This window comes from Streptomyces sp. NPDC127038 (genome assembly GCF_042725875.1).
Lineage (GTDB): Bacteria > Actinomycetota > Actinomycetes > Streptomycetales > Streptomycetaceae > Streptomyces.
This window is the reverse complement of the sequence record NZ_JBHXDQ010000140.1, coordinates 1-1,258: the sequence shown is the minus strand read 5'-3', so window position 1 is coordinate 1,258 and position 1,258 is coordinate 1. Positions and strand designations below refer to the sequence as shown.

Here is a 1,258-nt window from a genome sequence, read left to right as displayed (position 1 = left end):
CCGCGGCCCGGAGGGCCGCGGGGCCGGGCAGCACAAATCCCGGCAGCCAGTACTGGCTGCCGGGATCAGGAGTGATACGCCTACTTGGGCTTGATGGCGTCCTTGGCCTTCTCCTTGGCCGCGCGCAGGTCGCCCTTGGACTCCTCGGCCTGCCCCTTGGCCTTCAGGGACTCGTTGCCGACCGCTCCGCCGACGACCTTCTTGACCTTGCCCTTGGCCTGCTCGCCCTTGGCCTGACCCTTCTCGTCCGCAGCCACAACCACTCACTCCCTGTCTCACTCGAAATAGGTTCGTCACCCGTGTCACCCCAGACGCCGCCGTTAAACCGGAAGGCTGCCGCACGGACGCTCCGCATCTACGGGCACCGTAAAAGTTAAATAAGATCCGCAGGAATGGAGATTGACCCGCAGGGCACATGAGGGATCGGAGGTTGACAACTATGGTTCCTGTTCTCCTTGTTCTTCTGCTTGCCCTGATCCTCTTCGGTGCCGGTTTCGCACTGAAGGCCCTGTGGTGGATCGCCGTCATCGTGCTGGTGGTGTGGGTCCTCGGCTTCGTGATCCGGCCTGCGGCAAGCGGCGGCAAGCGCGGCCGCTGGTACCGCTGGTAAGCGGGCCTGAGCAGCGCACCAACACGGGTGGGGCCCGGCGCAGCGGCGTCGGGCCCCACCCGTTTTCCTGCCTTCCCGTCACTGCAGGGACCTCCGGCCCTCCGCATTCGTCTCGGCGTGAACGTGAATGTGTAGGGCCCGGAAGCAGGGGAACCCGGCTTTCCGAGAGAAGGCGTCACCGAATTCGATGACGCCTGTACAAACCGCAGTTCAGCTGCGGCAGTAGCAATCAATCTCGACAAGGGAGCCGTTCTTTATGAGTGACAGCATCTGGGGCTACCAGCCGACCACCGGCCACACCGCGGGCACCGACCTGATCGGTTACAAGGTCGAGGCCACCGACGGCAGCATCGGCAAGGTCGACAAGCACTCGGACGACGTCAACTCCGCCTACCTCGTCGTCGACACCGGTGTATGGATCTTCGGCAAGCACGTGCTGCTGCCGGCCGGGACCGTGCAGTCGGTCGACGAGGCCGAGCGGAAGATCTACGTCGCCCTCACCAAGGACCAGATCAAGGACTCCCCCGAGTTCGACAAGGACAAGCACGTCGGCGACGCCGGGTACCACGAGCAGGTCGGCAGCTACTACGAGACCCAGCGCGGTATCTGACGTCGAGTACCGGCCCGGAAGCGGGGCCGCCCGGAGAC

Annotated in this window: 3 protein-coding genes; 2 read left to right on the top strand and 1 reads right to left on the bottom strand. The window is 64.5% G+C overall.

The window, feature by feature from the left end; genetic code table 11:
• Window positions 1-80: 80 nt before the first annotated feature.
• Window positions 81-257: a CsbD family protein gene (locus tag ACFWI4_RS41115; RefSeq protein ID WP_385392592.1), complete on the bottom strand. Its 177-nt coding sequence runs from the start codon at window positions 255-257 to the stop codon at window positions 81-83.
• Between the two features lie 182 nt (window positions 258-439).
• Here ACFWI4_RS41115 and ACFWI4_RS41110 point away from each other — a divergent pair, with 182 nt between their 5' ends.
• Both ACFWI4_RS41110 and ACFWI4_RS41105 read left to right on the top strand, forming a co-directional pair.
• Window positions 440-610, top strand: coding sequence for a hydrophobic protein (locus ACFWI4_RS41110; RefSeq protein WP_328557713.1), 171 nt, complete (start codon window positions 440-442; stop codon window positions 608-610).
• A gap of 256 nt (window positions 611-866) precedes the next feature.
• The gene (locus ACFWI4_RS41105; RefSeq protein ID WP_385392589.1) at window positions 867-1,220 is read left to right on the top strand and encodes a PRC-barrel domain-containing protein; all 354 of its coding nucleotides are present in this window, start codon (window positions 867-869) and stop codon (window positions 1,218-1,220) included.
• Window positions 1,221-1,258: the final 38 nt, after the last annotated feature.

Bases quoted from the DNA above. Each gene is read 5' to 3' on its own strand.
- ACFWI4_RS41110 (WP_328557713.1), top strand. From the start codon at position 440: ATGGTTCCTGTTCTCCTTGTTCTTCTGCTTGCCCTGATCCTCTTCGGT.
- ACFWI4_RS41105 (WP_385392589.1), top strand. From the start codon at position 867: ATGAGTGACAGCATCTGGGGCTACCAGCCGACCACCGGCCACACCGCG.